Annotated in this window: 25 protein-coding genes and 1 tRNA gene; 15 read left to right on the top strand and 11 right to left on the bottom strand. The window is 63.2% G+C overall.

What is annotated here, in order from left to right:
• The first annotated feature begins 51 nt into the window (after nucleotides 1–51).
• The 6 genes from bamA to lpxB all read left to right on the top strand — a co-directional run bounded on the left by bamA (nucleotide 52) and on the right by lpxB (nucleotide 6,219).
• The gene (gene bamA, locus EU803_RS07000) at nucleotides 52–2,355 is read left to right on the top strand and encodes an outer membrane protein assembly factor BamA (protein ID WP_129681153.1); all 2,304 of its coding nucleotides are present in this window, start codon (nucleotides 52–54) and stop codon (nucleotides 2,353–2,355) included.
• Nucleotides 2,355–2,948, top strand: coding sequence for an OmpH family outer membrane protein (locus EU803_RS06995; protein ID WP_129681151.1), 594 nt, complete (start codon nucleotides 2,355–2,357; stop codon nucleotides 2,946–2,948). Before bamA ends, EU803_RS06995 begins: the two co-directional genes overlap by 1 nt.
• A gap of 88 nt (nucleotides 2,949–3,036) precedes the next feature.
• Nucleotides 3,037–3,507 (top strand): 3-hydroxyacyl-ACP dehydratase FabZ, encoded by a 471-nt coding sequence (gene fabZ / locus EU803_RS06990; protein ID WP_129681150.1) that lies wholly within the window; start codon nucleotides 3,037–3,039, stop codon nucleotides 3,505–3,507.
• Nucleotides 3,504–4,283 carry an acyl-ACP--UDP-N-acetylglucosamine O-acyltransferase gene (lpxA, locus tag EU803_RS06985; protein ID WP_129681148.1) on the top strand — a complete coding sequence of 260 codons (780 nt, stop codon included), beginning with the start codon at nucleotides 3,504–3,506 and terminating at the stop codon, nucleotides 4,281–4,283. Before fabZ ends, lpxA begins: the two co-directional genes overlap by 4 nt.
• Complete coding sequence (lpxI, locus tag EU803_RS06980; RefSeq protein WP_129681146.1) at nucleotides 4,283–5,077, top strand: UDP-2,3-diacylglucosamine diphosphatase LpxI; 795 nt, start codon at nucleotides 4,283–4,285, stop codon at nucleotides 5,075–5,077. Before lpxA ends, lpxI begins: the two co-directional genes overlap by 1 nt.
• Entirely contained in the window at nucleotides 5,074–6,219 is a 1,146-nt protein-coding gene (gene lpxB / locus EU803_RS06975; RefSeq protein ID WP_129681144.1) for a lipid-A-disaccharide synthase, read from the top strand. The genes lpxI and lpxB overlap by 4 nt, the downstream gene beginning before the upstream one ends.
• Here lpxB and EU803_RS06970 read toward each other — a convergent pair.
• Nucleotides 6,216–6,812, bottom strand: coding sequence for a thermonuclease family protein (locus EU803_RS06970; RefSeq protein ID WP_129681142.1), 597 nt, complete (start codon nucleotides 6,810–6,812; stop codon nucleotides 6,216–6,218). The two genes, lpxB and EU803_RS06970, sit on opposite strands and share 4 nt — an antisense overlap.
• 190 nt (nucleotides 6,813–7,002) lie before the next feature.
• Nucleotides 7,003–8,139 (bottom strand): tRNA 2-thiouridine(34) synthase MnmA, encoded by a 1,137-nt coding sequence (mnmA, locus tag EU803_RS06965; RefSeq protein WP_129681140.1) that lies wholly within the window; start codon nucleotides 8,137–8,139, stop codon nucleotides 7,003–7,005.
• A 139-nt stretch (nucleotides 8,140–8,278) separates the two neighbouring features.
• Here mnmA and EU803_RS06960 point away from each other — a divergent pair, with 139 nt between their 5' ends.
• The 5 genes from EU803_RS06960 (at nucleotide 8,279) to EU803_RS18865 (ending at nucleotide 14,145) form a co-directional block, all read left to right on the top strand.
• Nucleotides 8,279–8,557 (top strand): DUF1153 domain-containing protein, encoded by a 279-nt coding sequence (locus tag EU803_RS06960; RefSeq protein ID WP_129681138.1) that lies wholly within the window; start codon nucleotides 8,279–8,281, stop codon nucleotides 8,555–8,557.
• A 95-nt stretch (nucleotides 8,558–8,652) separates the two neighbouring features.
• Nucleotides 8,653–9,366, top strand: coding sequence for a response regulator transcription factor CtrA (locus EU803_RS06955; protein WP_129681136.1), 714 nt, complete (start codon nucleotides 8,653–8,655; stop codon nucleotides 9,364–9,366).
• Nucleotides 9,367–9,593: 227 nt separating this feature from the next.
• Nucleotides 9,594–11,813, top strand: a complete 2,220-nt coding sequence (gene ligA, locus EU803_RS06950; protein ID WP_129681616.1) for an NAD-dependent DNA ligase LigA — start codon at nucleotides 9,594–9,596, stop codon at nucleotides 11,811–11,813.
• Nucleotides 11,810–13,900 (top strand): ATP-dependent DNA helicase RecG, encoded by a 2,091-nt coding sequence (gene recG, locus EU803_RS06945; RefSeq protein WP_129681134.1) that lies wholly within the window; start codon nucleotides 11,810–11,812, stop codon nucleotides 13,898–13,900. Before ligA ends, recG begins: the two co-directional genes overlap by 4 nt.
• Before the next feature lie 122 nt (nucleotides 13,901–14,022).
• Complete coding sequence (locus EU803_RS18865) at nucleotides 14,023–14,145, top strand: hypothetical protein (RefSeq protein ID WP_277985703.1); 123 nt, start codon at nucleotides 14,023–14,025, stop codon at nucleotides 14,143–14,145.
• A 198-nt stretch (nucleotides 14,146–14,343) separates the two neighbouring features.
• On the opposite strand, the gene EU803_RS06940 is transcribed toward EU803_RS18865, so the two are convergent.
• Complete coding sequence (locus tag EU803_RS06940; RefSeq protein ID WP_129681132.1) at nucleotides 14,344–14,790, bottom strand: iron-sulfur cluster assembly scaffold protein; 447 nt, start codon at nucleotides 14,788–14,790, stop codon at nucleotides 14,344–14,346.
• Nucleotides 14,791–14,858: 68 nt separating this feature from the next.
• Between EU803_RS06940 and hisI the strand changes: the two genes are divergently transcribed.
• Entirely contained in the window at nucleotides 14,859–15,218 is a 360-nt protein-coding gene (hisI, locus tag EU803_RS06935) for a phosphoribosyl-AMP cyclohydrolase (protein ID WP_129681130.1), read from the top strand.
• A 64-nt stretch (nucleotides 15,219–15,282) separates the two neighbouring features.
• Here hisI and gluQRS read toward each other — a convergent pair whose 3' ends face one another.
• The 4 genes from gluQRS to gyrA form a co-directional block, all read right to left on the bottom strand.
• Entirely contained in the window at nucleotides 15,283–16,152 is an 870-nt protein-coding gene (gluQRS, locus tag EU803_RS06930; RefSeq protein WP_129681614.1) for a tRNA glutamyl-Q(34) synthetase GluQRS, read from the bottom strand.
• Nucleotides 16,149–17,492, bottom strand: a complete 1,344-nt coding sequence (gene trmFO / locus EU803_RS06925) for a methylenetetrahydrofolate--tRNA-(uracil(54)-C(5))-methyltransferase (FADH(2)-oxidizing) TrmFO (protein ID WP_129681128.1) — start codon at nucleotides 17,490–17,492, stop codon at nucleotides 16,149–16,151. Before trmFO ends, gluQRS begins: the two co-directional genes overlap by 4 nt.
• Before the next feature lie 95 nt (nucleotides 17,493–17,587).
• Entirely contained in the window at nucleotides 17,588–18,496 is a 909-nt protein-coding gene (locus EU803_RS06920) for a hypothetical protein (RefSeq protein WP_129681126.1), read from the bottom strand.
• A 118-nt stretch (nucleotides 18,497–18,614) separates the two neighbouring features.
• Nucleotides 18,615–21,374, bottom strand: coding sequence for a DNA gyrase subunit A (gyrA, locus tag EU803_RS06915; RefSeq protein ID WP_129681124.1), 2,760 nt, complete (start codon nucleotides 21,372–21,374; stop codon nucleotides 18,615–18,617).
• 191 nt (nucleotides 21,375–21,565) lie between these two features.
• Between gyrA and EU803_RS06910 the strand changes: the two genes are divergently transcribed.
• Nucleotides 21,566–21,832 (top strand): usg protein, encoded by a 267-nt coding sequence (locus tag EU803_RS06910; RefSeq protein ID WP_129681123.1) that lies wholly within the window; start codon nucleotides 21,566–21,568, stop codon nucleotides 21,830–21,832.
• A 193-nt stretch (nucleotides 21,833–22,025) separates the two neighbouring features.
• Here the strand turns inward: EU803_RS06910 and EU803_RS06905 are convergent, their stop codons facing one another.
• Complete coding sequence (locus EU803_RS06905; RefSeq protein ID WP_129681121.1) at nucleotides 22,026–23,084, bottom strand: ornithine cyclodeaminase; 1,059 nt, start codon at nucleotides 23,082–23,084, stop codon at nucleotides 22,026–22,028.
• Nucleotides 23,081–24,013, bottom strand: coding sequence for an arginase (gene rocF, locus EU803_RS06900; RefSeq protein ID WP_129681119.1), 933 nt, complete (start codon nucleotides 24,011–24,013; stop codon nucleotides 23,081–23,083). Before rocF ends, EU803_RS06905 begins: the two co-directional genes overlap by 4 nt.
• A gap of 85 nt (nucleotides 24,014–24,098) precedes the next feature.
• On the opposite strand from rocF, the gene EU803_RS06895 reads away from it, so the two are divergent.
• Nucleotides 24,099–24,530 (top strand): Lrp/AsnC family transcriptional regulator, encoded by a 432-nt coding sequence (locus tag EU803_RS06895; protein ID WP_129681117.1) that lies wholly within the window; start codon nucleotides 24,099–24,101, stop codon nucleotides 24,528–24,530.
• Here the strand turns inward: EU803_RS06895 and EU803_RS06890 are convergent.
• Nucleotides 24,527–24,997 (bottom strand): disulfide bond formation protein B, encoded by a 471-nt coding sequence (locus tag EU803_RS06890; RefSeq protein ID WP_129681115.1) that lies wholly within the window; start codon nucleotides 24,995–24,997, stop codon nucleotides 24,527–24,529. The two genes, EU803_RS06895 and EU803_RS06890, sit on opposite strands and share 4 nt — an antisense overlap.
• Nucleotides 24,994–25,572: a YqaA family protein gene (locus EU803_RS06885; protein ID WP_129681113.1), complete on the bottom strand. Its 579-nt coding sequence runs from the start codon at nucleotides 25,570–25,572 to the stop codon at nucleotides 24,994–24,996. Before EU803_RS06885 ends, EU803_RS06890 begins: the two co-directional genes overlap by 4 nt.
• Before the next feature lie 101 nt (nucleotides 25,573–25,673).
• Here EU803_RS06885 and EU803_RS06880 point away from each other — a divergent pair.
• Nucleotides 25,674–25,759 (top strand) — tRNA-Leu (locus EU803_RS06880).
• The last annotated feature ends 480 nt before the right edge of the window (nucleotides 25,760–26,239 follow it).

Here is a 26,239-nt window from a genome sequence, read left to right as displayed (position 1 = left end):
CAGCTACTTCATCTAGTACCTGGGATGTCTGAAGTGGCTGGATTTATGCATATGAACAACAATAGCGCCTTTGTGCGAACCGTGGGTTTTGCCCGCGCCTTTTTCGTATTTGTTTTCATTGCCTTGGCTGCCCTGCCAGCATCCCGAGCGGTGGCGCAAAGCTTTGTCTTCACCTCGGTTCAGGTCGAAGGCAACCAGCGGATCGAAACCTCCACGATTCTCAGCTACCTCGGCGTGACCCGCGGAGAGGCGGTTTCAGCCGCCGATCTGAACGACGGGATCCAGCGGATTCGCGCCACAGGCCTGTTCGAAAGCGTGGATGCGATCCCGCGCGGCAACACGCTTGTCATCACGGTCGTGGAATACCCGACGATCAACCGGATCAACTTTGAAGGGAACCGCCGGTTGGGCGATGACGAGTTGCGTCCGCTGGTCCGGTCCCAGCCGCGCCGCGTCTACAGCCCCGCCCAGGCCGAGGCGGACGTAGCCGCCATTTCCCAGGCCTATGCCGATCAGGGGCGGATCAACGCCACCGTGACCCCGCGCATCATCCGCCGGTCCGACAACCGCGTCGATCTTGTGTTTGAGGTCTTTGAAGGCGGCGTGACCGAGATCGAGCGGATCAGCTTTGTCGGCAACCGCAACTATTCCGACCGGCGCCTGCGCCGCGTGCTGGAAACCAAGCAGGCGGGCATTCTGCGGGCCCTGATCCAGCGCGACACCTTTGTTGCCGACCGGATTGAGTTCGACAAACAGGTGCTGACGGATTTCTACCGCTCGCGCGGCTATGTCGATTTCACCGTGCAATCCGTCGATGTGTCGCTGACCCGTCAGCGCGACGCCTACCTGATCACCTTCAACGTGCAGGAAGGCCAGCGCTACCGGTTCGGCAACATCACCCTGTCGAGCGAACTGCCCGAGGTCGATCCCGAAGTCTACGAATCCGCGCTGCGCACCAGCAATGGCGACTATTATTCGCCGGTCGCGATCGAGACCGATATCGCGCGGCTGGAACGGCTGGCGCTTCAGAACAACGTGCAGTTCATGCAGGTCGATCCGCGGATCACCCGCAACGACCGCGACCTGACGCTGGACGTCGAATATGTGCTGATCCGCGGCCCACGTATCTTTGTCGAACGGATCGACATCGAAGGGAACAACACGACGCTGGACCGGGTTGTCCGCAACCAGTTCCGCGTGGTCGAAGGTGACCCGTTCAACCCCCGTTCGATCCGCGAAAGCGCCGAACGCATCCGCGCGCTTGGTTTCTTCGGCAACGCCGATGTTCAGGCCCGCGAAGGCTCCAGCCCCGATCAGGTCATCGTTGATGTAAACGTCACCGAACAGCCGACCGGGTCGCTGTCCTTCGGCGCCAACTATAACTCTGACAACGGCGTATCGCTGATCGCCAGCCTGTCGCAGCGCAACTGGCTGGGCCGTGGGCAGTCGCTCAACTTCAACCTGTCCACCGCCGAAACCAACCGTGTTTTCCAGTTCAACTTTGGCGAACCGAACCTTCTGGGCCGTGATCTGCGGTTCGGGTTCGACGTGGAATATTCGGCCACCGACAACGAAAGCGCGCTCTACGATACCGAGAAGTTCAGCTTCTCGCCCTCGCTGACCTTCCCGATTGGGGAACGCTCGCGGCTTGGCGTGTTCTACTCTGCCGATTACGCGGATATTTCCGACGTCACCACCGCCAGTGCGCCGATCATCGCCGATGGGCTTGTTGGCGGCATCTGGACCAACTCGGTCGGCTATACTTACACATGGGACAGCCGCCGCAACGGTCTGAACCCGACCGCCGGTGTCTTCCTGCGCTTCGGGCAGGAATTCGGGGTCGGCGACGTGGAGTTCCTCAAGACAACCGCCATCGCCTCGGCCGAGGCGGATGTTCTGAACGAGGAAGTGACCCTGCGGGCCACGTTGGAAGGGGGCCTTCTGTCCTATGCCAACGGCAACAGCCGGATCATCGACCGGTTCTTCCTGTCCAGCCGCCAGATGCGGGGCTTTAATCCCGGCGGGTTCGGCCCGCGTGACGCGCTGACCGACGACGCGCTTGGCGGCAACGCCTATGCGGTTGCCCGGCTCGAGGCGGAGTTCCCGCTGGGCCTGCCCGAGGAATACGGCATGTCCGGTGGTGTCTTCTTCGACTACGGGTCGCTCTGGGATACCGGGCTCGCCGATACGTCGGACGTTCTGTACAACGATTTTACCCCGCGGTCCGTGGTTGGTGTGTCGTTGTTCTGGACCACGCCGATCGGCCCGCTGCGGTTCAACTGGACCGAGGCGCTGGACGCCCAGCCGCAGGACAACCCGCGGTCCTTCGAGCTGACCGTCTCGACGACGTTCTGATGCGGACCCGCCTGGCGCTTCTCGGGCTTCTGGCGGGTTTGGCCACCGGGCCGGCATGGGCGCAGGACGCGCCGGTGCCGGTCCCGCCGGCCCCAGGCGCGACTGCACCCTTGGTTCTGGTCATCGACTATGACCGGGCCTTTTCCCAATCTCTGTTTGGGCAACGTGTGGTGGCGGAATTCAATCAGGCCGCCCGCGCGCTGGAGGCGGAAAACAGCCGCATCACCCAGGAGCTGCAGGCCGAAGAACAAGACCTCGCGGCGCGGCGGCCCGATATGGCACCCGCCGATTTCCGCGAGGAGGCCGAGGCCTTCGACGCAAAGGTCCAGATCATCCGGGCCACGCAGGACGCCAAGGAAACAACCCTGCAATCCGCGCGGGAAGAGCTGCTGAGCGTCTTCATCTCGACCGCCGACCCGATCCTTGCGCAATTCATGCAGGACCGGGGCGCTGTCGTCCTGCTGGACCGGCGGATCGTACGCCTGTTCGCTCAGTCCGTCGATATCACCGATGACGCCGTGCGTGCCATCGACACCGAGATTGGCGACGGTGCCGATGTCTATACCGTGCCGCAGGTCGCCGACGCGCAATAGGGCGCGGCCATGCTTGCCGCCTGCGGGGCTTGTTGCTACTCAGGTGGCAAGACGGGCAAAGCGCCCACACCTGAAAGGAACCCGCCGCATGACTGACGCCCCCACCACCGCCGATATCCAGCTGATTCAGGCGATCCTGCCGCATCGCTACCCGTTTCTTCTGGTGGACCGTGTCGTTGACATCGACGGCACCCAATCGGCGACGGGCATCAAGAACGTCACCATGAATGAACCCCATTTCCAGGGGCATTTTCCCGGCAACCCGATCATGCCCGGCGTCACCATTATCGAGGCGATGGCGCAGACCGCCGCCGTGATGGTCGGCACCACGATGGGGCTGATCAACGGCGACCTTCTGGTCTATTTCATGGCGATCGACGGCTGCAAATTCCGTCGCAAAGTGGTGCCCGGAGATCAGCTGATCATGAAGGTGGAAACCACCCGCGGCAAACCCGGCGGCAAGGTCTGGAAATTTAAGGGCGTGGCCACCGTGGATGGTGAAATGGCGGCCGAGGCCGAATTCACCGCGATGATGGATATGCAAGGGGCCCCTGCGTGAGCCGCATTCATCCCAGCGCGGTGATCGAAGACGGCGCGGTTATCGGAGAGGGCTGCGAGATCGGGCCGTTCTGCGTGATCGGGCCAGAGGTGGTTCTGGCCGCGAACGTGACCCTGAAATCCCATGTGGTCGTTACCGGCGACACCCAGATTGGCGAGGGCACGGTCATCTTTCCGTTCTCGGTGATCGGAGAGATCCCGCAGGATCTGAAGTTCACCGGTGAAAAGACCCGCCTGCGGATCGGCGCCCGCAACCGCATCCGTGAACATGTCACCATCAACACCGGCACGGCCGGGGGCGGCGGCGAAACCCGCGTGGGCGACGACTGCCTGCTGATGGCGGGCTGTCACGTGGCCCATGATGCGCGGGTCGGGGACCGGGTGATCATCGTCAACTCCTCGGCCGTGGCCGGGCATTGCGTGATCGAAGATGACGTGATCATCGGCGGGCTGTGTGGGGTCCACCAATGGGTCCGCATCGGCCGTGGCGCGATTATTGGCGCGGTAACGATGGTGACCAATGACGTGCTGCCGCATGGGCTGGTGCAAGGGCCGCGTGGGCAGCTGGACGGGCTGAACCTTGTCGGGTTAAAGCGCAAGGGCGTCGACCGGGCCGATATCACCGCGCTTCGGGCCGCCTTTCAGATGCTCAAGGACGGCGAAGGATCGTTCATGGACCGCGCCCGCCGTCTGTCCGACGAAAGCGACAGCCCCTACGTCCGCGAAATGGTCGACTTCATCCTTGGCGATACCGACCGCAACTTCCTGACCCCGTGATGTCGCTGGCGCTGATCGCAGGGCAGGGCGGGCTTCCGCCGGTCCTGGTCAGGACGCTGACCGGGCAGGGCCACCCGCCGCTGATCTGCGAACTGGAACAATTCCCTTCCGAGATCGACCCTGACCTGCCGCGCCGGCGGTTCCGGCTGGAAACGCTGGGCAGCCTGCTGGAGGATCTGAAGGCCGCGGGCGTCACCCAGATTTGCATGGCGGGCGCGGTGCGCCGCCCCGGGATCGACCCGGCACGGATCGACGCGGCCACCGCACCGCTGGTCCCCCGAATTGCCGCCGCCATCGGACAGGGGGACGACGGGGCGCTGCGGGCGATCATCACTCTGTTCGAAGACCATGGGTTCAAGGTTGTCGGCGCCGCCACCCTTGTGCCGGACCTTGTTCCCGCCCACGGGATGCATTGCGGTCGCCGCCCCGACGGGATCGACGTTGATATCGCCGCCGCACAGGAGGCGCTTGCCGAAATGGGCCGCGCCGATCTGGGGCAGGCGGTAATCGTGCGCGACGGGCAGGTCATCGCCCGGGAAGAGGACGCAGGCACCGACGCGCTGCTGGCCGGTCTTGCCGACGCGGCGCGGGGCGGCCTCCTCTACAAGGCGCCGAAACCGGGGCAGGACCTGCGTGCCGACATGCCCCTGATCGGGCCGCACACGGCGCAGGCTGCGGCGCAGGCGGGGCTGTCCGGGATCGTGATCGGGGCAGGGGGCGTCATGGTGCTCGACCTCCCCATCGTCGTCACCAAGCTTGAGGCACGGGACATGTTCCTGTGGGTCAAACCGTGAAGGTCTTCCTGATCGCGGGCGAGGTGTCGGGCGACAAGCTGGGCGGGGCACTCATGGCCGGGCTGAAGTCGCTGATGCCGGATGTGATATTCGAAGGGGTCGGGGGCCCGCTTATGCAGGCCGAAGGCATGGGCAGCCTGTTCCCGATGGACGAGCTTAGCCTCATGGGCATCGCCGAGATCCTGCCGAAATACCGGCACCTGAAACGGCGCATCCGCCAGACGGCCGAGGCGGTGATCGCGGCGCAGCCTGATGTGCTGATCACCATCGACAGCCCGGATTTCTGCCTGCGGGTCGCGCGGCTAGTCAAGGCCGCCAGCAGCATTCGCACGGTCCATTACGTCGCCCCGACGGTCTGGGCCTGGCGTCCGGGAAGGGCCGAGAAGATGGCGCAGGTCATCGACCACGTGCTGGCGCTTTTCCCGTTCGAGCCGCCCTATATGACCGCCGCTGGGATGGACTGCGATTTCGTCGGCCACCCGGTCGTCGCGGAACCCGTTGCGACCGAGGCCGAGGCAGAGGCCTTCCGCGCGTCTCACGGCATTGGCGCAGCACCCCTGATCCTTGCCCTGCCCGGATCGCGGCGGGGCGAGGTCGCGCGGCTGTCAGAGACCTTTGGTAAGGCGCTGGGGCAGGTGGTGGCCCGCCATCCGGACGCGCGGGTGGTCCTGCCCTGCGCTGGCCCGGTCGAAGACCTTGTGCGCCAACAGGTCGCCGGCTGGCCTGTTACCCCGCTGATCATTCCGGCCGCCGACAAGGCCGCCAAACTGGCCGCCTTTCGCGCCGCCGATGTGGCGCTCGCCGCCTCCGGCACTGTTTCGCTCGAACTTGCGGCCGCGTCGACGCCGATGGTCATCGCCTATGACATGTCCTGGCTGTCACGACAGATCATCGGGCGGATGCTGCGGGTGGATACGGTGACGCTGGTGAACCTCGTCTCTGAAACCCGCACGGTGCCCGAATTCATCGGCGCCAATTGCCAGCCCGACCCGATCGCAGGGGCGTTGTCCAACGTGCTTGCCGACCCATCAGCGCAGATCGACGCGATGCGGGTCACGATGGAACGGCTTGGTCAGGGCGGTGAGGCCCCGGGACTGCGGGCTGCCCGGGCCGTGCTGGACCGGCTGCCGACCCGGCCCTAGCAATCCTTGCGCCGCTCTGCCTGCCGCGCTTCGAATTTCTTCCAAACATACATCCGCCCCTTCTGACGCGCATCAGCGAGCCAAAGCTTCTTGCGCGCGTCGGGCTGTTCCAGACACCCATATTCCCCACCGGAAAACTTCGGCCAGTCTATCGCCATGCCCGCCTTGACCATTTCCGCAGAAAGATCGCGCCCGTCCTCCAGATGGCACCGCGCAACAGTCCGGCCAAAACCATCAACTTCCGTCAGGCGCGCCTCAACCATCTGCCCCTTACACAAGGCGTGAAGCGCCCATTTCGCTTTCCTGCCATAGGGATGGTTCATTTCCGGGGCGTCGATCCCGAACAACCGGATCTGGGTTTTCTGAATGACGATGGTATCGCCGTCCACCACCCAGGCCCTACCTCGCAAAACCTTCGGCTCGGCCACGGGAACAGACGTTTCGCGGTCAAATTGCCGACGAACGGGCGGCGGCGGCCTGCGCCGTACTTCGGGCCTTAAGACTGCTTGTGGCCGGGACTTCCTTGATCGGCGTCTCGGGGCGAAAATCAGGACAAGAATTCCGCCCAGAAAAATGAGAACTACAGCTTCCATCCAATTGATCCTTAACAATACCTGTCAGCCTACACGCAGAACGCGAGGTGACAAGCACTCAAAGATCCTGAATTGCGGTCCGCTTCTTTGGGTCAAAAATATCCCGGGGTGAATGGCCCGTCAGGGCCAGAGGGGCAGAGCCCCTCAAATGTCACCATGGGTCTTGACCCTTGGGCCCCGCCCGCTGTCCTTAGCCTTTCCAGATCCAGCCGCCGCCAAGGATACGGCTGCTTCCGTCGTCATAGAAGACACAGGCCTGACCGGGGCTGACGCCCTCCTCGGGAACCACCAGTTCCACCTCGGCCTCGGTCGCGGAAATGGGCCGGATCACCGCCTCGCGCGGGGGGCGGGTGGACCGCACCTTGACCAGCACGTGGCGTTCGGACGCATCCTCAAAGGCGCCATCGCCCAGCCAGTTGATCTCGCGCACCGGGATCTTGCGGGTGGCCAGCATCTCTTTCGGGCCGACGATCACCTGCCGGGTGTCCACGTCCAGTTTCACCACGTAAAGCGGGTCCGCCAGCCCACCGATGCCAAGGCCCCGCCGCTGTCCGATGGTGTAGTGGATCACCCCGCGGTGGGTGCCAAGCACCGTGCCATCCACACCCACGATCTCGCCCGGTTCGGCCGCGCCGGGGCGCAGCTTTTCGATCACCGCCGCATAATTGCCGTTGGGCACAAAGCAGATGTCCTGGCTGTCGGGCTTGTCCGCCACCGCCAGCCCGTATTTCGCGGCCAATTGCCGGGTCGCCTCTTTCGAGGGCAGATGGCCCAGTGGAAACCGCAAATAGTCCAGTTGTTCCGGCGTGGTCGAGAACAGGAAATAGGACTGGTCGCGGTTCGCGTCCTCGGCGCTGTGCAATTCCGGGCCGTTCGGTCCCATCTTGCGCTGGATGTAATGGCCGGTGGCCATGCAATCGGCCTCAAGGTCCTTGGCGGTGGCCAGCAGATCCTTGAACTTCACCCGCTCATTGCAGCGGATGCAGGGCACAGGCGTCGCCCCGGCAAGGTAGCTGTCGGCAAACTCATCGATCACCGCATCCTTGAAGATGTTCTCGTAGTCGAGGACATAGTGCGGAAACCCCATTTCCTCGGCCACCCGGCGGGCATCGTGGATATCCCGCCCGGCGCAGCAGGCGCCCTTCTTGGCCAGCGCCGCCCCGTGATCGTAAAGCTGCAGCGTCACGCCGACCACGTCATAGCCTTCTTCGGCCAGTTGCGCGGCCACGACGGAACTGTCGACACCGCCGGACATGGCCACCACCACCCGCGTTTCCGAGGGCGGTTTGGCAAAGCCAAGCGAGTTCAGGGCAGGGTCAAGCGGCATGGGAGATCCAATCGGGGCTGAGGTCCGCAGGAATATAGGAAAATGCAACATACTCTCAAGGGGCGGTTTCACCCCTTCTTAAGGCTGGGCGCCCAGTTTGACCCTTGCTTTCGACTGACGACCGAGAGGGGTGAGAGAGATGTATCTTCGAAAAGTAGAAGGGCCAAGGGCTGTGACCCTGCCCGACGGAACAAAGATGACCCGGGCGGACTTGCCTGCGAAGGAAACCCGACGGTGGGTGGCGTCGCGGAAGGCCGCGGTGGTGCGCGCGGTGGCTTCGGGCCTGATCTCGCGCGAAACGGCGCTGGACGATTATGGCCTGTCCGACGATGAATTCCGGGAGTGGGAAACCGCCGTAACCTTGCATGGGGAAGCTGCTTTGAAAGCCACCGCGCTCCAAAAGTATAGACAACCCTAGGGCGAGCTGCCAAGCTCAAATCATCCGGTAACGGGTAATTAACCAATTGCCTTTTAAGTTAACGAAGATGATTTGAGACAAGCGGAGACCCCGGGATGCGCATTCTTCTTGTGGAAGACGACCCCACGACCTCGAAAAGCATCGAAATGATGCTGACCCATGCCAATCTGAACGTCTATACGACGGATCTGGGGGAGGAAGGGATCGATCTGGCCAAGCTTTACGACTACGATCTGATCCTGCTGGACATCAACCTGCCGGACATGACCGGGCACGAGGTGCTACGCCAACTGCGGCTTGCCAAGGTGGATACGCCGATCCTGATCCTGTCGGGCGAAGATGGCACCGAATCGAAACTGCGGGGCTTCGGCTCTGGCGCGGACGACTACCTGACCAAGCCGTTCCACCGGGAAGAACTGGTCGCCCGTATCCATGCGATCATCCGCCGGTCCAAGGGCCACGCACAATCGGTGATCAAGACCGGCCGGATTGCCGTGAATCTGGATGCCAAGACGGTCGATGCGGGCGGCACGCCGGTGCATCTGACCGGCAAGGAATACCAGATGCTGGAACTGCTCAGCCTGCGCAAGGGCACGACCCTGACCAAGGAGATGTTCCTCAATCATCTTTATGGCGGCATGGACGAACCGGAACTGAAGATCATCGATGTCTTCATCTGCAAGCTGCGCAAGAAGCTGTCGCAGGCGACCGGTGGCGACAATTACATCGAAACCGTCTGGGGCCGCGGATATGTGCTGCGCGATCCCGACACCGGGTCCGACAGCGAACGACTCGCCGTCGGCGCCTGATCCGAACCTTGCCTTTCTCCCGGACGGGGGTGCCGGCCCAACCACTCACGGACGATGGGGCCGGCACCACTGGACGGATCAGGCAGCGCCCCCTAAGACTTGGCCCAGAGAGTTGCCGGTCGGTCCCAGGATCGCGACCGGCATTGGTCTGAGCGGATGGCAAACGGGGGCGACAGGTGGCGGCGACAGAAGGGGAAAACCGGACAGGGACGCAGCCGGTGGACAGGTTGACCGAGGCGGAGGCCCGGGCCGAACTGTCACACCTGGCCGAGGCCCTTGCCCGCGCCAACGCCGCCTATCACCGCGATGACGCCCCGGAAATCAGCGATGCGGATTACGACGCACTGAAACTGCGCAACGCCGCGATCGAGGCGCGATTTCCCAACCTGAAGCGTGAAGACAGCCCGTCCGAACAGGTCGGCGCCGCCCCGGCAGACGGGTTCGGCAAAGTCCGCCATGCGGTGCGTATGCTGTCGCTGTCGAATGCGTTCGAAAACGCGGACATCACCGATTTCGATGCGGGCATCCGCCGCTACCTTGGCCTCGGGCCCGACGCGCTGCTGGCCTACACCGCCGAGCCCAAGATAGACGGGCTGTCGCTGTCGCTGCGCTATGAAAACGGCACGTTGGTGCAGGCGGCAACGCGCGGCGATGGCGAAACCGGCGAAAACGTCACCGCCAACGCCCGCACCATCGCGGATATTCCCCAGACCCTGACCGGCGCGCCCGAGGTGCTGGAGGTCCGGGGCGAGGTTTATATGGCCCATGCGGATTTCGAGGCGTTGAACGCTCGTCAGGCCGAGAAGGGCGACAAGACCTTTGCCAACCCGCGCAATGCCGCCGCCGGATCGCTGCGCCAGCTTGACGCGACAATCACCGCCGCCCGGCCGCTGCGGTTCTTTGCCTACGCATGGGGGGCGCTTAGCACGCCCTTGTCCGACACCCAAATGGGCGCGATCGAGCGGCTGGCCGACCTTGGGTTCCAGACAAACCCGCTGACCCGGCTCTGCGACAGCCCGGAAGCAATGATCGCCCATTACCGCGCCATCGAAGACCAGCGCGCGACCCTTGGCTATGACATCGACGGGGTGGTCTATAAGGTCGACGATCTGACGCTTCAGGCGCGGCTGGGGTTCCGGTCGACCACGCCCCGCTGGGCCATCGCCCATAAGTTCCCCGCCGAACTTGCCTGGACCCGGCTGGAGGCGATCGATATTCAGGTTGGCCGCACCGGAGCGCTGTCGCCCGTCGCGCGGTTGCATCCGGTCACCGTCGGTGGCGTCGTCGTGTCCAATGCCACCTTGCATAACGAAGACTATATCGCCGGGCGCGGGGCCGACGGGGGCGAAATCCGCGGTGGCAAGGACATCCGGGTGGGCGATTGGGTGCAGGTCTACCGCGCGGGTGACGTGATCCCCAAGGTCGCCGATGTGGACCTGACCAAACGGCCCGACGGGGCACAGCCCTATGTCTTCCCCGAAACCTGCCCGATCTGCGGCTCTCCCGCCATTCGCGAGGAGGGCGACGCGGTCCGTCGCTGCACCGGGGGCCTCATCTGCGCTGCGCAGGCCGTTGAAAAACTGAAACATTTCGTCTCCCGCGCGGCCTTTGACATCGAAGGGCTGGGGGCAAAGCAGGTGGAGCAGTTCCATGGGGACGGCTGGATCGCCGAACCGGCGGATATTTTCACGTTGGAGGACCGATTTGGGTCTGGGCTTCAGCAGTTGAAAAACCGCGAGGGCTGGGGCGAAACCAGCGCGAAGAACCTGTTTCAAGCCATTGCGGAAAAACGGGAAATTCCCCTGTCGCGTCTGATCTTCGGGCTTGGCATTCGGCATGTGGGCGAAGTCGCCGCCCAAGATCTGGCCCGCCACTATACAACTTGGGAGGCGTTGGCGACCGCGCTCGATACGGCACGCCCTGCCGCGCTGGCCCATCGTGCCGCGGACGAGGCGGCAGAGGCCGAACGTGCCGCCGCTACGATGGAGAACCGCCGTGCCCGGGTCGCCGAGGCCCGCGTGGCCGCCCTTGCCGGACAGGACATTCCCGAGGACGCGAGCGCCGCATGGTCCGACCTGATCGGTGCCGATGGCATCGGCCCGGTCATGGCCCTGTCCCTGTCGGACGCGCTGGCCAACCCCGACGAACGGGCCGCCATCGACCGGCTGTTGTCCCATCTGACCCCAATCCCGCCCGAGGCACGCGCAACCGACAGCCCCGTCGCGGGCAAGACGGTGGTGTTCACCGGCACGTTGGAAAAGATGACACGGGCCGAGGCAAAAGCGCGGGCCGAGGCGCTCGGCGCCAAGGTGGCCGGATCGGTCAGTGCCAAGACCGACCTTCTGGTCGCCGGTCCGGGCGCCGGGTCCAAGGCGAAAAAGGCCGCCGACCTCGGCGTCGAGACGATCGACGAAGACGGCTGGCTTGCCCTGATCGGGGACGCATGAGCAGCCGGCCCGAAATCCTCTGGCCGCTGTTCGGCGAGCTGACCGCGCTGGACGGGGTGGGCCCGAAAACGGCGCAGCACATGGGCCAGTTGGAGGTCGGGAAACCCCGCGACCTGCTGTTCACCCTGCCACATTCCGGGATCGACCGCCGCCGCCGCGCCACGATCCGCGAGGTTGTGGCCCCGGCGACCGTCACGGTCGAGGTGACCGTGGGGATGCACCATCCGCCGCGCACAAAGGGGCGGCCGTATCGGGTGCACGTCACGGACGCAGAGACAGAGTTCCAGCTGGTGTTCTTTCACGCCCGTGGCGACTACCTGCAAAAGGTGTTGCCGACCGGGCAACGGCGGATTGTTTCGGGCAAGATCGAGCTGTTCGACGGGATCGCGCAGATGCCGCACCCCGATCACATCCTGCCGGTCGAGGAGGGGGATCAGATCCCGCCGTATGAACCCGTCTATCCGCTGACCTCCGGCGTGGTGCAAAAGACCATGTTCAAGGCGACACGCTCGGCGCTGGCGCTGGCCCCGGACCTGCCCGAATGGATCGACCCCGCCCTGAAGGCGCGCGAAGGCTGGCCAGACTGGCGGGCGGCGCTGGTCACCGCCCATGCGCCTGAATCCTCGGTCGACCTGTCGCCGCACGATCCGGCGCGGCAGCGGCTGGCCTATGATGAATTGTTCGCCCATCAGCTGACCCTTGCGTTGGCGCGGCAACAGTTGCGGCGGGGCAAAGGACGGGCCAGCACGGGCGACGGGCATCTGCGGGGCAAGGTTCTGGCCGCGCTTCCCTATAGCCCCACTGGCGCCCAGACCCGTTCGGTTGACGAAATCGCAACGGATATGGCGGCAGAGACCCGGATGAACCGGCTGCTGCAAGGGGATGTCGGCGCGGGCAAGACGCTGGTCGCGCTGATGGCGCTTCTGATCGCGGTCGAAGCAGGCGGGCAGGGGGTGATGATGGCCCCGACCGAAATCCTCGCCCGGCAGCATCTGGATGGGTTGAGGCCGCTGGCCGAGGCGGCGGGCGTTGTGGTCGAGTTGCTGACGGGCCGGGATAAGGGCACGGAGCGTCGGGCCAAGCTGGAGGCGCTGAAAGCGGGGCGGATCCAGATCCTACTGGGCACCCACGCCGTGTTCCAGAAGGACGTTGAATTCCATGACCTGCGGCTGGCGGTAATCGACGAACAGCATCGCTTTGGCGTGGCGCAGCGGATGGAACTGGGGGCCAAGGGGATGGCCGTGGACGTGTTGGTGATGACCGCCACACCGATCCCCCGGTCCCTGTCGCTCGCCCAATATGGCGACATGGATGTCTCTGTACTGGACGAAAAGCCGCCCGGACGGACCCCGGTGAAAACCGCATTGGTCAGCACCGGCCGGATGGACGAGGTGGTGGACCACCTGCGCCGCGCCGTGGGCGAGGGCCGTCAGGCCTATTGGGTCTGCCCGCTGGTCGAGGAAAGCGAAGTCAGCGACATGACCGCCGCCGAGGAACGGTTCAAGGTACTGCGGGCCGCCCTTGGCGAGGGGGTCGTGGGCCTGGTCCATGGGCAAATGCCCCCGTCCGAGAAAGACGCGGCCATGGCCCGGTTCGTCGCCGGAGAGACATCCGTTCTGGTCGCAACAACGGTGATCGAAGTGGGGGTAAACGTGCCCAACGCCTCGATCATGGTGATCGAACGGGCCGAACATTTCGGGCTGGCGCAGTTGCACCAGTTGCGGGGCCGGGTCGGGCGCGGGGCCGCCGCCTCGACCTGCCTGCTGATGTATCAGCCGCCCCTGACCGAAGGTGGGCGTCGGCGGCTGGAAATCCTTCGCGAGACCGAGGACGGGTTCCGCATATCCGAGGAAGACCTTGCCATGCGCGGCGCGGGCGATGTGATCGGGACCGCCCAATCCGGGCTGCCCCGGTTCCGGGTGGCCGATCTGGAACGGCAGGCCTCGGTCATGCAGATGGCCCAATCCGACGCGCGAAAACTGTTGCACGACGATCCCGGGCTGACGAGCGAGCGGGGACAGGCCGCGCGGACGCTTCTTTGGCTGATGGAACAGGATCGGGCAATCCGTTTGATATCAGTGGGTTAGGGGAGTCCCCGCTCTGGATGTTCCAAAAAGTTCACTAATGTTCTCATAAAGTTCTTTACACGGCGTTAACCATGTGAGAACAAAGGGGCAACAAAGAGAACACCAGAGCAGGAGACGCCCCAATGGCCCAAGAGATCAAAGCCAGCATCACCCGCAGCCGCGACACGCTGATCAGCGACATGCTGGGCGCGGTGTCCCTGATCGTTCTTCTTTATGCCGGCCTGTGGTTGCCGGGAATGTTCTGAGTTTCTGCCCGGAGTTTCGCGCCGGTCCGTCCCCGCATCGCCTGTCCCAAACTGCGATGCCAGACTGAACTGCCTGTCCCAGTCATCACCGGGGTCTGCCTCCCCAATCGGACGGTCACCGGGTCCCACGCGAACACTCTCTGCCTGCCGCCGCCATCCTGTCCCGGATGTGCGGCGGTTTCTTTTTTCGGCGTCGGGTCAGGCGTTGGCCGCGGCTTCGTCCAGCGCGGCAAGGGTCGCGTCAAAGGCCAGCAGGATCGACGCATGGCGGTTCTTGTAGTCCCGCGCCGGTTCAAGAACTGCAAGCCCGTCAAAGGGCGCATCGGGGGCGGGGCCACCTTCCTTCAGCATGGCATAAAGCTGGTCACGGCCCTTCTGGACAATGTCGCGGGTCGTACCAACGATACTGGCACCCACAACCGCTGCCGCCGCCTGTCCAAGGGCGCAAGCCTTCACATCCTGTCCGTAATCGACGATCTTGCCGTCCTTCAGCGCAATATCGACCGTCACCGTCGATCCGCACAGCGGCGACCGCTTGCGCGCGGTCGCATCCGGGGCGATCAGCCTTTCGGTCCGCGGCATCTCGGCGGCCAGTGCAAGGATGCGGCCGGAATAAAGCTTGATCAGGTCGGCGTCGGACGACATGGCGGTTTGCCCTTCGTGATTTCCCCCCTTAGATAGGGTGCGACGCCCGGATACAAAAGGGAAATCCCATGTCTTTCGACCCTGCAAGCCTAAAGTATGATGCCAACGGGCTGATCCCCGCGATCGCGCAGGATCATGGTTCGGGCGAGGTGCTGATGATGGCCTGGATGAATGCCGAGTCCGTGGCGCGGACCCTTGAGACCGGCAAGGTCACCTATTGGAGCCGCTCGCGGCAGTCGTTCTGGGTGAAGGGGGAAAGCTCTGGCCATGTGCAGCGGCTGGTCGATTTCCGCGTGGATTGCGACCGCGATTGCCTGTTGGTTCTTGTCGATCAGACTGGCCCGGCCTGCCACACCAACCGGCGCAGCTGTTTCTATACCGCAGTGCGGGACGGGGCAGAGCTGGAATTGATGACGCCGGAGCGCTGACGGGAACGGTGGGTCAAGACTCACCATACTTTGGGGCAACCTTGTAAGGTGGGTTTCAACCCACCTATTCCGTCAGACCGACAAGCCGCCGGATATCCTCCGGGGATGCACCCTCGGCGCGGTATTTGGCAATCGCGCGGGCGTCATCCCGTTTGGCCAGCCGCTTGCCGTTGTCATCGCGGATCAGCCGGTGATGGTGATAGTCGGGTGAAGGAAGGCTCAGAAGCGATTGAAGAACAACATGTATCTTCGTCGCTTCGAACAGATCGGCGCCGCGGGTCACATCGGTGATCCCCTGATCGGCATCATCGACGACCACCGCCAGATGATAGGACGTGCCCATGTCGCGCCGGGCCAGAACCACATCACCCACGGCCTCAACCAACGCATCGTAGGAAATGGTGATTTCGCCGTGCTCTCCGGCCGGGCCTGCGCCACATTCGAAGAAGGAAAACGTTTCTTTCCCAATATGATCCAGCGCGGCCTTCATGTTCAACCGAAGGGCGGTGTCCCGGGGCAATGGACCAACCGGCGCGGTCCCGGGCCGACAGGTGCCCGGATAGATCAGCCCGTCCGGCCCGGTCAGGATCAATCCGCCTTCCTGCGGCGCGGCCACGGCGGCAAGGATATCGCGCCGATTGCAGGTGCAGGGATATAAAACGCCCATATCCCATAGCCTTACAAGCGCTTGTTCATATCGGTCCATCCGGTCGGATTGCCGCAGGACCGATCCATCCCATGTCAGCCCGAGCCAGGTCAGCTCGTCATAGATCTGTTGTTCCCATTCGGGCCGCGCGCGGGTCTGATCGATATCTTCGATCCGCAACAGGAACTGTCCGCCCGCCGCCCGCGCCATGTCATGCGCATAGATCGCCGCGTAAGCGTGGCCCAGATGCAGCGGGCCGGTCGGCGAGGGGGCAAAGCGGGTGATCACGCCTGCGCGTCCAGCCAACCTTTCCAGTCGGCCTTGGCCCGGTCGGTATAGGCCTTGTAGCGGTCCTTGCGCCCGCGCCGTCCGCTTTTCAACCCGTCAACCGGGGGAAACAGGCCAAAGTTCACGTTCATCGGCTGGAAAGTCTTCGCATCCGCGCCGCCGGTAATATGGGTGACAAGCGCCCCGGTCGCCGTCGTCGCGGGCACGGGCGCTACGGCGCGCCCCTGCAGTTCGGCCACGGCCAGACGTCCGGCCAAAAGACCCATGGCGGCGGATTCAACATATCCCTCGACCCCGGTGATCTGCCCGGCAAAGCGGATATTGGGCCGCGATTTCAACCGCATCTGATCGTCCAGCAGGGTCGGCGAGTTGATGAAAGTGTTGCGGTGGATGCCGCCAAGGCGCGCGAATTGCGCATCCTCAAGCCCCGGAATCATCCGGAAAACAGAGGTTTGCGCGCCATATTTCATCTTGGTCTGGAACCCGACGATGTTGTAGAGCGTCCCCAGAGCGTTGTCGCGGCGCAACTGGACAACCGCATAGGGCTTGTTGGTTGGATCATTGGCATTGGTCAGCCCGATCGGTTTCATCGGCCCAAAGCGCAGTGTCTCGCGTCCGCGTTCGGCCATCACCTCGATCGGCAGGCAACCGTCGAAATAGCCCGCGGTTTCGCCTTCGTGAAACTCGGCCTTATCCGCGGCAAGAAGCGCGTCGATGAATGCCTCATACTGGTCCTTCGTCATCGGGCAGTTGAGGTAGGCCGTCCGCTCTTCCTCGGTCTCGCCCTTGTCATAGCGGGACTGCATCCAGGCCACGTTCATGTTGACGCTGTCGAAGTACACGATGGGCGCGATGGCATCGAAAAAGGCCAGCGCTTCAGCCCCGGTTTCCGCGCGGATCGCCTCGCCAAGGGCGGGGGATGTCAGGGGCCCGGTGGCAAAGATCCAGTGGTCCTGATCGGGAATCTCTGTCACCTCTTCATAGGAGACCGAAACATTCGGCAGCGCCTTGAGCGCGGCGGTCACATCTTCGGAAAACGGGTCGCGGTCCACCGCCAGCGCCCCGCCGGCGGGCAGCCGGTGGCGATAGGCCGTGTCCATGATGATCCCGCCCGCCTGCCGCATTTCCCAATGCAGAAGGCCGACCGCGTTCTGTTCGCTGTCGTCGGACCGGAACGAGTTTGAACAGACCATCTCGGCCAGGTTCCCGGTGCGATGGGCAAAGGTTTCGACCTTGGGGCGCATTTCGTGGATCACCACGCGCACCCCGGCCTTTGCCGCCTGCCATGCCGCCTCGGACCCGGCCATGCCGCCGCCCACGATATGAAGTACCTGTGTCATGTGAGGCATGTAGCGGGCGCATTGTTCCCACGCAAGGGAACCAGAACGAAAACGGGGCGCCACTTGGCGCCCCGCTGTCTGTCTTGGTCCGACCTTCAGAAGATAAAGATCGGAAACCCGCGGAAAATGTCATCGTAGGATTGCTGCATCAGGTCATGATGCACCACCCCACGCTTGCCGGTTTCAAATTCGAACTCCAGCCCCAAGGTGTTGAGCGTCGGCCCGAACCCACCTTGCTCGCGTCCGAAATAGGCGGCCAGCGACACACCGGTCCCAAGCTCATAGGACCCGCCGACCGACATCGACTCCCGATAGAAGGGGCCATCGTCAAAGCAGGTATAGCGGAAATCGACATCAAGCTGATCGTTCACCTGATAGCCAAGGCCAAGCGAGGTGATGTTGAAATCGGTGTATTCCGGATCGGTCCTGAAGGCGCCGGTCAGGCTGAACTGACCGATCTGGTAGTCGCCCGCCAGCTGGATCCACTCGACCCCGCGGCCCTCCGAAAACTCGGCCGACACCCGCAGATCAAGATCCGGGGTGGGCATGAATTCCGAGTAGATACCGCCATAGAAGGGCCCGTCATTGTCGAGGCTGGTCTGGACATAGAGCGCCGCGCGGGTCGACCCGGCATCATATTGCGCAAAAAGCCCAAGATCGCTGTAGTTGCCCCAATCGTCTGCATAGGTCCAGATTTCGGCACCAGCCGCGATTTCAGGGGTGATCCGATAAGCGGCGCCAAGGTTCAGGGACGAAAAGCCCCGTGCCTTGATATCTCCGCTGAACTCGGTGTGGGCCAGCCCGCCAAAGACGATGGCATTGCCAAAGTCATATTCGCGTTCCAGACCGAAGCTCAGCACTTGGGCGCTTCCGTAATCGTCGAAGATACGATCGAAATTGCCGTAGTAGCCGCTGAAGCTATTGGACCCGCTGTCGGCCCAGACAGCCCCCGCAGAAACCAAAGCCGTGGTGGCCGCAAGACCGGCCAGATTTTTGATTTTCATGATCTTCCCCATCATAACAATCTATTTCCAATTCAATAATTCTAACATCAACACCGGCAAGGGGCCAGCATTCACCACCTACGCAGATTGACGCGGCCCGCAGAGGGCCGTCGCCAGATTACTCTTCGGTACCGTCGGTCGCGTCGGGCGCGACGGCCCCGTCCTCATCGCCCTGATCGGCGATCCATGCCACGCTGACGACCTCTTCGCCCTTGCCGGTGTTGAACACCCGCACGCCGCCCGCGCTGCGCGACCGGAAGCTGATGCCCTCCACCGGAACCCGGATCGACTGCCCCTTCGAGGTGGCCAGCATGATCTGATCCGCCATCTCGACCGGGAAACAGGCCACGATGTCGCCGCCCCGCATGGCCTTGTCCATTGCGGCCACACCCATGCCGCCACGGCCCCGCACCGGGTAATCGTGGCTGGAGGACAGCTTGCCCGACCCGCCTACGGTGATCGTCAGGATCAGGTTCTCCGCCGCCGACATCTCGGCATAGCGGTCCTGGCTGATGGCACCAGCCGGGGCGTCTTCGTCCTCGACCTCGGCATCATCGGCAAGCCCGGCCATGGCCCGGCGCATCTTCAGATAGCCGGCGCGTTCATCCGCCTCGGCGTCGAAATGGCGAATGACGGACATCGACACCACCTTGTCATCGCCCTGCAGGCGGATGCCACGCACCCCCGTCGACGACCGGCCCGCAAAGACCCGGACATCCGTGGTTGGGAAGCGGATCGCCCGCCCGGAATTCGTGACCAGCATGACGTCATCATCTTCGGAACAGATGCGCGCATTGACCAGCGTGATGTCTTCGCCTTCTGGGAATTTCATCGCGATCTTGCCATTACGCATGACGTTGGTGAAATCCGACAGCCGGTTGCGGCGCACATCGCCCGCCGAGGTGGCAAAGACGATCTGCAGGTCGTCCCATTCCTCTTCCGGCCGGTCGACCGGCATGATCGCCGCCACGGAAACCCCCTGCGGGATCGGCAGGATGTTGATGATGGCCTTGCCCTTGGCGGTGCGCCCGCCCTGCGGCAGCCGCCACGTCTTCAGCTTGTAAACCATCCCGTCGGTGGTGAAGAACAACAGCTGCGTATGGGTGTTGGCGACGAAAAGGGTGGTGACCACATCCTCTTCTTTCGTCTGCATCCCCGACAGGCCCTTGCCGCCGCGCTTCTGGGCGCGGAAGTCGGCCAGCGCCGTGCGTTTGATATAGCCGCCCGAGGTGACGGTGACGACCATATCCTCGCGCTCGATCAGGTCTTCGTCGTCCATGTCGCCTGACCAGTCGACAATCTCGGTTCGGCGGGGAACGGCGAAAAGGTTGCGCACCTCGCGCAGCTCATCGGCGATGATCCCCATGATCTGTTCGCGGCTGGCGAGGATGGCAAGGAACTCCTTGATCTTGCCTGCCAGCTCTTCCAACTCGTCTGTAACTTCCTTGACCCCGATCTGGGTCAGGCGTTGCAGGCGTAGGTCCAGAATCGCGCGGGCCTGAACCTCGGACAGGTTATAGGTGCCGTCGTCATTGACCGGGTGCAGCGGATCGTCGATCAGCTTCAGATATTCGACGATGGAATGCGCCGGCCAGCGGCGGGTCATCAGCTTTTCACGGGCTTCCGCCGCATCGCGGGACGACCGGATCGTGGCCACCACCTCGTCCACGTTGGACACGGCCACGGCCAGACCGCAGAGGATATGGCTGCGTTCCCGGGCCTTGCGCAGTTCGAACGCGGTCCGGCGGGCCACGACGTCTTCGCGGAAGTCGATGAAATTGGTCAGGAAGCTGCGCAGGGTCAGTTGTTCCGGCCGCCCCCCGTTCAGCGCCAGCATGTTGCAGCCGAAGGATGTCTGCATCGGGGTAAAGCGGAACAGCTGGTTCAGCACCACCTCGGCGGTCGCGTCCCGCTTCAGCTCGATGACCACGCGCACGCCGTTGCGGTCGGACTCGTCCTGCACATGGGCGATGCCTTCGATCCGCTTTTCCCGCGCCGCTTCGGCGATGCGGTCGATCATCGTGGCCTTGTTGGTCTGATAGGGCACTTCGTCGATGATGATGGCCCAACGATCCTTGCGGATCTCCTCTACATGGGTCTTGGCACGGATCACGACCGACCCGCGCCCTTCCAGATAGGCCTTCCGCGCACCGGACCGGCCCAGCATGATGGCACCGGTCGGGAAATCCGGGCCGGGGACATAGTGGATCAGGTCTTCGGACGACAGATCGGGGTTGTCGATCAGCGCAAGCGTGGCATCCACCACCTCGCCCAGATTGTGGGGCGGGATATTGGTGGCCATGCCGACGGCGATGCCTCCCGCGCCATTGACCAGCATGTTCGGGAAACGGGCGGGCAGGACGGTCGGTTCGCGGTCCTTGCCGTCGTAGTTGTCCTGAAAATCGACAGTGTCCTTGTCGATATCGGCCAGCAGATAGGCCGCGGGTTTGTCCATCCGCACCTCGGTATAGCGCATGGCGGCCGCGTTATCGCCGTCCATCGACCCGAAGTTGCCCTGACCATCCAGAAGCGGCAGCGACATCGAGAAATCCTGCGCCATCCGCACCAGCGCCTCGTAAATCGCGCTGTCGCCGTGGGGGTGATATTTCCCCATCACGTCGCCCACGGGGCGGGCCGATTTGCGGTAGGATTTGTCGTGCGTGTTGCCGGTTTCATGCATCGCATAAAGGATGCGCCGGTGCACCGGCTTCAGCCCGTCGCGCAGGTCCGGAATGGCCCGGCTGACGATCACGCTCATCGCGTAGTCAAGGTACGAGGTCTTCATCTCGGAGGTGATCGAGATGCTAGGCCCCTCCCAGGTGCTGCGCGGGATCGGCTTTTCTTCTTCGTTTTCAGGGGTTTCCGGGGTATCGCTCACGTCGTCCGCCTGTCTGCCCAAAGGCTGCTATATCTTGTTTGCGGTGTTATATCAGACCCCGGATATGGGGTGCAACGCCATAAGCCCACCCAGTTTGGCAGCCGCAGGGCTTGGCTGCTAATAGATTGTTTTAATTGACAATTAATATGGTTGTGCTCTCATTTTCTCATCAGGCAGAGAAAGGGGGCGATATGACCACCGAAACCGAATTGATGCTGAAGGGATACGGGCTGACCACGGCAGAGCTTTACTATCACATGCCCGACCATCCGCATGTCCTTAACACCTTCATCTGGCAGGATTACGACCTTGCACCAGATCACGACAGGTTGCTGGGGTTCATTTCCTTCTGGCGGGAAGAGATCGAGGGACCGCTGCATTCAGTCCGCTATACCCACCGAAAACTGATCCGTCCGGGCGAATGGCGCAACGTGGTGGGCGAATTCCGCTACCATTAGGGGATGGTGGGTCAAGACCCACCTTACCCGGGGGCGCTTCGCCCCCCACCTGACAATTCGTGGTCCCTAGAGGAGATATTTTACCCAAAGAAGAAAGGACCTCAGTCCAGCCTCCTTCTTTGGGTCAAAAATATCCCGGGGTGAATGGCCCGACAGGGCCGGAGGGGCAGCGCCCCTGAACGTAAGGTGGGTTTTAACCCACCGCCCCCGGTGCGGCGCGCGCCACCATCCCGAACAGGTCGCGCGGATCATCCGGATCGGCCAGCATGTCCAGGTTGGTAAAGAACCGCGTTGCCTGAATCGCCCGGTGGACATAGCGCAGGGCGCTGAAATCCTCGATCGCGAAGCCAACGCTGTCGAACAGGGTGATCTGCCGCGCGTCGCGGCGGCCTTCGGCGGCACCGGTCATCACCTGCCACAACTCTGTCACCGGATGGTCAGGGTCCAGCTGCTGGATCTCCCCCTCGACCCGGGTCTGCGGCGGGTATTCGACGAAAATCTCGGACCGGTGCAGGATCGGTGCGGCCAGTTCCGTCTTGCCCGGGCAGTCGCCGCCGATGGCGTTGATGTGCACGCCGCTACCGACCATGTTGTCGGTCAGGATCGTGGCATATTGCTTGTCCGCCGTGCAGGTGGTGATGATTTCGGCCCCCTCCATCGCGGATTCGCCGCTGTCGCAGGATACAACCGTCAGGCCCGTTCCCCGCAGGTTCGTTGCGCATTTCAGCGTCGCCTTGGGATCGACGTCATACAGCCGGACCGTGTCGATCCCGCAGTTCGCCTTGAACGCAAGGCACTGGAATTCCGATTGCGCCCCGTTGCCGATCATCGCCATCGTCCGCGCGCCCTTGGGGGCAAGGTATTTGGCCGCCAGCGCCGACATCGCCGCCGTGCGCAGCGCCGTCAGGATCGTCATCTCGGTCAGAAGTTTCGGGTAACCGGTGTTCACATCCGCCAAAAGCCCGAAGGCGGTTACGGTCTGCAACCCCTCGCGCGTGTTCTTGGGGTGGCCGTTGACGTATTTGAACCCATACATCTCGCCGTCCGAAGTCGGCATCAGTTCGATCACCCCGACGGGGCTGTGCGAGGCGACGCGCGGGGTCTTGTCAAACAGCTCCCACCGTTTGAAATCCGCCTCGATCTCGGCGGCGAGGTCGATCAGCATCTGTTCGATGCCGATGTGATGCACCAGCCCCATCATGTGATCGACAGAGACGAAGGGCACGAGGGCCAGATCGGAAGGGGTGGTCATGCGAAACTCCGCGTCGGTCTGTCAAAGATGCGCCGCCCCAGAAGCGAGGCCGTCAGGTCGACCATCAGGCTGGCGGTCTTGCCCCGGTCGTCGAGGAAGGGGTTCAGTTCCACAAGGTCGAGCGAGGTTACAAGCCCGCTGTCATGCAGCAGTTCCATCACAAGATGACCTTCGCGCACCGTGGCCCCACCCGGAACGGTCGTGCCCACGGCGGGCGCGATGGTCGGGTCAAGGAAATCCACGTCGAGCGAGACATGTAGCATCCCGTTAACCGCCGCGACCCGGTTCAGGAAGGCGGTCAGCGGCGCGGTGATCCCGACCTCGTCAATGGTCCGCATATCGGCAAGCGAGACATCCAGCCGCTCCAGCGCCGCCTTTTCCGCCCCGTCGACCGACCGCAGGCCGATCATGCAGACGTTTTCGGTGGGCACCGGCGCGGGCAGGGCGGGGAAGCCATCGAACCCCGGCTGACCGGTGACATAGGCGACGGGCGTGCCATGCAGGTTGCCGGAGCCGGTGGTTTCGGGCGTGTGGAAATCGCTATGCGCGTCCAGCCACAAGACGAATTGCGGCCGCCCCTGCGCCTGTGCGTGGGCGGCCATTCCGGCGACCGAACCCAGCGCCAGCGCGTGATCGCCGCCCAGAAAGATCGGCAGCCCTTTCGGCGCGGCCTCTTGCGCGCTGCGCATCAGGGCCTGCGTCCAGCCGATGGTTTCGGCCAGTGCATGTACCTTCGGGTTCTTCAGGACCGGGGCGTCGGTCACCCTGTCCGGCACCACATTGCCGATGTCGGTCACGCTGTGCCCGAGCTCTGAAATCGCCTCGGCGATGCCGGCGGTCCGATAGGCGTCCGGCCCCATAAGACAGCCCCGACGACGCTTGCCGCTGTCCATCGGGGCCCCGATCAAGATGATATGAGTCTGTTCCATGCCTTATACTTTAGCCATTTCGGGGATGACAAAAGCAGGCAAAAGGATCAAAAGGGGGGCGGAGTGATCAAAACGGATGCCCATCATGGACGAACTGGATCAGCGCCTGCTGGCCGCCCTGAAACGCGACGGCCGCGCGAGCCTGTCAGAGCTTGCCGCCGATCTTGGCGTGACCCGGACAACCGTCCGCGCCCGGATCGCCCGCCTGTCCCAAAGCGGCGAGATCGCCGGGTTCACCGTGCTGACCCGCAACGATATCGCAGCCTCTCCGGTGCGGGGGCTGATGATGCTGGAGATCGAGGGGCGGGGCACCGAAAAGGTGATCCAACGCCTGACGGGCATGGCGCAGGTCGTTGCCGTGCACACCACCAACGGGACGTGGGATCTGATTGTCGAGATCGGGACCGATACGCTTGAGGCGCTGGATCAGGTGCTGTTCGACATCCGCAAGCTGGAGGGCGTGACCCGGTCCGAAACCAACCTTCTTCTGTCGACCCGCCGCGCCGCGCGCCGTTAGGCCCGCCGCGCCGCCATCAGCCAGAGAACGACAAGGCCCGCCGACAGGATTGTGTTCCAATTGGCCATCGACAGGCCGAAGAGGAACGGGGTGAAGGTGTCGCACAGCACGAGGGCAGGGGCATCCATCGCCGCGCCGGGCAACAGCGATGCGCCCGACAGCCCGTCCAGCGCCCCGCCAGAGGCCGAGCAGCTTGCCGGACCATCCCACCATTTCTGTTCGACGCCCGAATGATAGGCGCCGATCCCGGCAGTCGTCAGCGCCGCAAGCCCGCCCAGCCAAGGCAGGATGCGCCAGCCCAGACCCAACAGCGCCAGCGCCCCGATCCCGATTGCCGCACCATGCGGATACCGTTGCCACAGGCACATCTTGCAGGGCGCCCAGCCAAGCGCCTGAAACAGGAACGCCCCGGCCAGCAGGGCGAATGACCCACCAGCGGCCAGAAAGATCAGTCGGGTCCGGGTCATAGATACCTCACAAGGATGAAACCGCCCACAAGAAGGACGCAGAAGGCAGTAAAGGCAAGCCCCAACCGACGTTCGATGAAATCACGAATAGGTGGGCCGAATTTCCAAAGCAGCACCGCCACGATGAAGAACCGCAGTGCCCGCGCGATGATAGAGGCGATGATGAACACCGGGATCGACAGGCCCGTGGCCCCGGACGCGATGGTGATCACCTTGAACGGGAAGGGGGTCACCCCTGCGATCAGAACCGCCCAGGCGCCCCAATCGTTGTAGCGGTCTGCGAAGGCCGCGAAATCCTCGCCCTTGCCGTAGAAATCCAGCACCGGCTGGCCGACCGTATCGAACAGCACCGCGCCGATGTAATAGCCCAGTAGCGCGCCCAGCACCGACGACACCGTGGCGACTGTCGCAATCAGGAAGGCACGGCGCGGCGCGGCGATGATCATCGGGATCATCAGCACATCCGGCGGGATCGGAAAGACCGAGCTTTCGATAAAGGCAATCAGCGCCAGCGCCCAAAGCGCGCGCGGGTGGTTCGCCAGCGACAGCGTCCAGTCATACAGGCTGCGGATCATTGCTCGGTGCCCTTGTTTTGACCTTAGTCCCTTAATCCGGGGCGCAGGTCAACCATGGGCCGTTGACGCCGCCCTGACCGGGCGCTAGACGGTCTGCGCTGGCCGGTGTGGCGGAATGGTAGACGCAGCGGATTCAAAATCCGCCGATGGCAACATCGTGAGAGTTCGAGTCTCTCCACCGGCACCAGAAATCCCTGAAAAACCGTTAACGATCGAATTTTTCTCGAATCGATTCGAGTTTGTTGACCAAATCCGGAACGATCGACGTCCATTATTCGGATTTTGCACAGGTTGCAGACAATCGGGCGCGAATTCAGGCAACATTCTGACACAAGGTAAACGGAACGGTTTTGGGTGTTCTGCGTGAAACAGTTTTTCACGAACCCCCCGGCAATTCACAGTTATTTCAATCTGCGGTTGCTGGGTAGGGTGCCGAAACTATCCTTTTGGACAGGTCGCGTTTCCTAAGACGAAACAATTGGCTCATTCGCCCCGCCCAAAACTCAGGTGAATTCGGGCCAAATTGCGGCGAGACAAACGATTTTCCCCGCTGATCGAAAAATTTTTCGCTTTTTTCGCCACATTCTTGCCGGTATCCAAGAAAGGCCCAACTGGGGGGCACTCCGGCCGATTGGGGCGGTCGGGTTCGATCAGGGCTTCTGATCTG

The sequence above is a fragment of the Loktanella sp. IMCC34160 genome (assembly GCF_004145845.1).
Taxonomy (GTDB): domain Bacteria; phylum Pseudomonadota; class Alphaproteobacteria; order Rhodobacterales; family Rhodobacteraceae; genus SELP01.
This window is presented reverse-complemented; position numbering and strand designations above follow the sequence as displayed.

Coding starts and splice junctions, on each gene's coding strand:
- EU803_RS18865 (WP_277985703.1), top strand. CDS start 14,023: ATGGCCCAAGAGATCAAAGCCAGCATCACCCGCAGCCGCGACACGCTG.
- EU803_RS06890 (WP_129681115.1), bottom strand. CDS start 24,997: ATGACCCGGACCCGACTGATCTTTCTGGCCGCTGGTGGGTCATTCGCC.
- EU803_RS06895 (WP_129681117.1), top strand. CDS start 24,099: ATGGACGAACTGGATCAGCGCCTGCTGGCCGCCCTGAAACGCGACGGC.
- EU803_RS06940 (WP_129681132.1), bottom strand. CDS start 14,790: ATGTCGTCCGACGCCGACCTGATCAAGCTTTATTCCGGCCGCATCCTT.
- EU803_RS06885 (WP_129681113.1), bottom strand. CDS start 25,572: ATGATCCGCAGCCTGTATGACTGGACGCTGTCGCTGGCGAACCACCCG.
- EU803_RS06970 (WP_129681142.1), bottom strand. CDS start 6,812: ATGGAAGCTGTAGTTCTCATTTTTCTGGGCGGAATTCTTGTCCTGATT.
- fabZ (WP_129681150.1), top strand. CDS start 3,037: ATGACTGACGCCCCCACCACCGCCGATATCCAGCTGATTCAGGCGATC.
- lpxI (WP_129681146.1), top strand. CDS start 4,283: ATGTCGCTGGCGCTGATCGCAGGGCAGGGCGGGCTTCCGCCGGTCCTG.
- EU803_RS06910 (WP_129681123.1), top strand. CDS start 21,566: ATGACCACCGAAACCGAATTGATGCTGAAGGGATACGGGCTGACCACG.
- EU803_RS06955 (WP_129681136.1), top strand. CDS start 8,653: ATGCGCATTCTTCTTGTGGAAGACGACCCCACGACCTCGAAAAGCATC.
- bamA (WP_129681153.1), top strand. CDS start 52: ATGAACAACAATAGCGCCTTTGTGCGAACCGTGGGTTTTGCCCGCGCC.
- recG (WP_129681134.1), top strand. CDS start 11,810: ATGAGCAGCCGGCCCGAAATCCTCTGGCCGCTGTTCGGCGAGCTGACC.
- EU803_RS06920 (WP_129681126.1), bottom strand. CDS start 18,496: ATGAAAATCAAAAATCTGGCCGGTCTTGCGGCCACCACGGCTTTGGTT.
- trmFO (WP_129681128.1), bottom strand. CDS start 17,492: ATGACACAGGTACTTCATATCGTGGGCGGCGGCATGGCCGGGTCCGAG.
- rocF (WP_129681119.1), bottom strand. CDS start 24,013: ATGGAACAGACTCATATCATCTTGATCGGGGCCCCGATGGACAGCGGC.
- EU803_RS06905 (WP_129681121.1), bottom strand. CDS start 23,084: ATGACCACCCCTTCCGATCTGGCCCTCGTGCCCTTCGTCTCTGTCGAT.
- hisI (WP_129681130.1), top strand. CDS start 14,859: ATGTCTTTCGACCCTGCAAGCCTAAAGTATGATGCCAACGGGCTGATC.
- mnmA (WP_129681140.1), bottom strand. CDS start 8,139: ATGCCGCTTGACCCTGCCCTGAACTCGCTTGGCTTTGCCAAACCGCCC.
- EU803_RS06960 (WP_129681138.1), top strand. CDS start 8,279: ATGTATCTTCGAAAAGTAGAAGGGCCAAGGGCTGTGACCCTGCCCGAC.
- EU803_RS06995 (WP_129681151.1), top strand. CDS start 2,355: ATGCGGACCCGCCTGGCGCTTCTCGGGCTTCTGGCGGGTTTGGCCACC.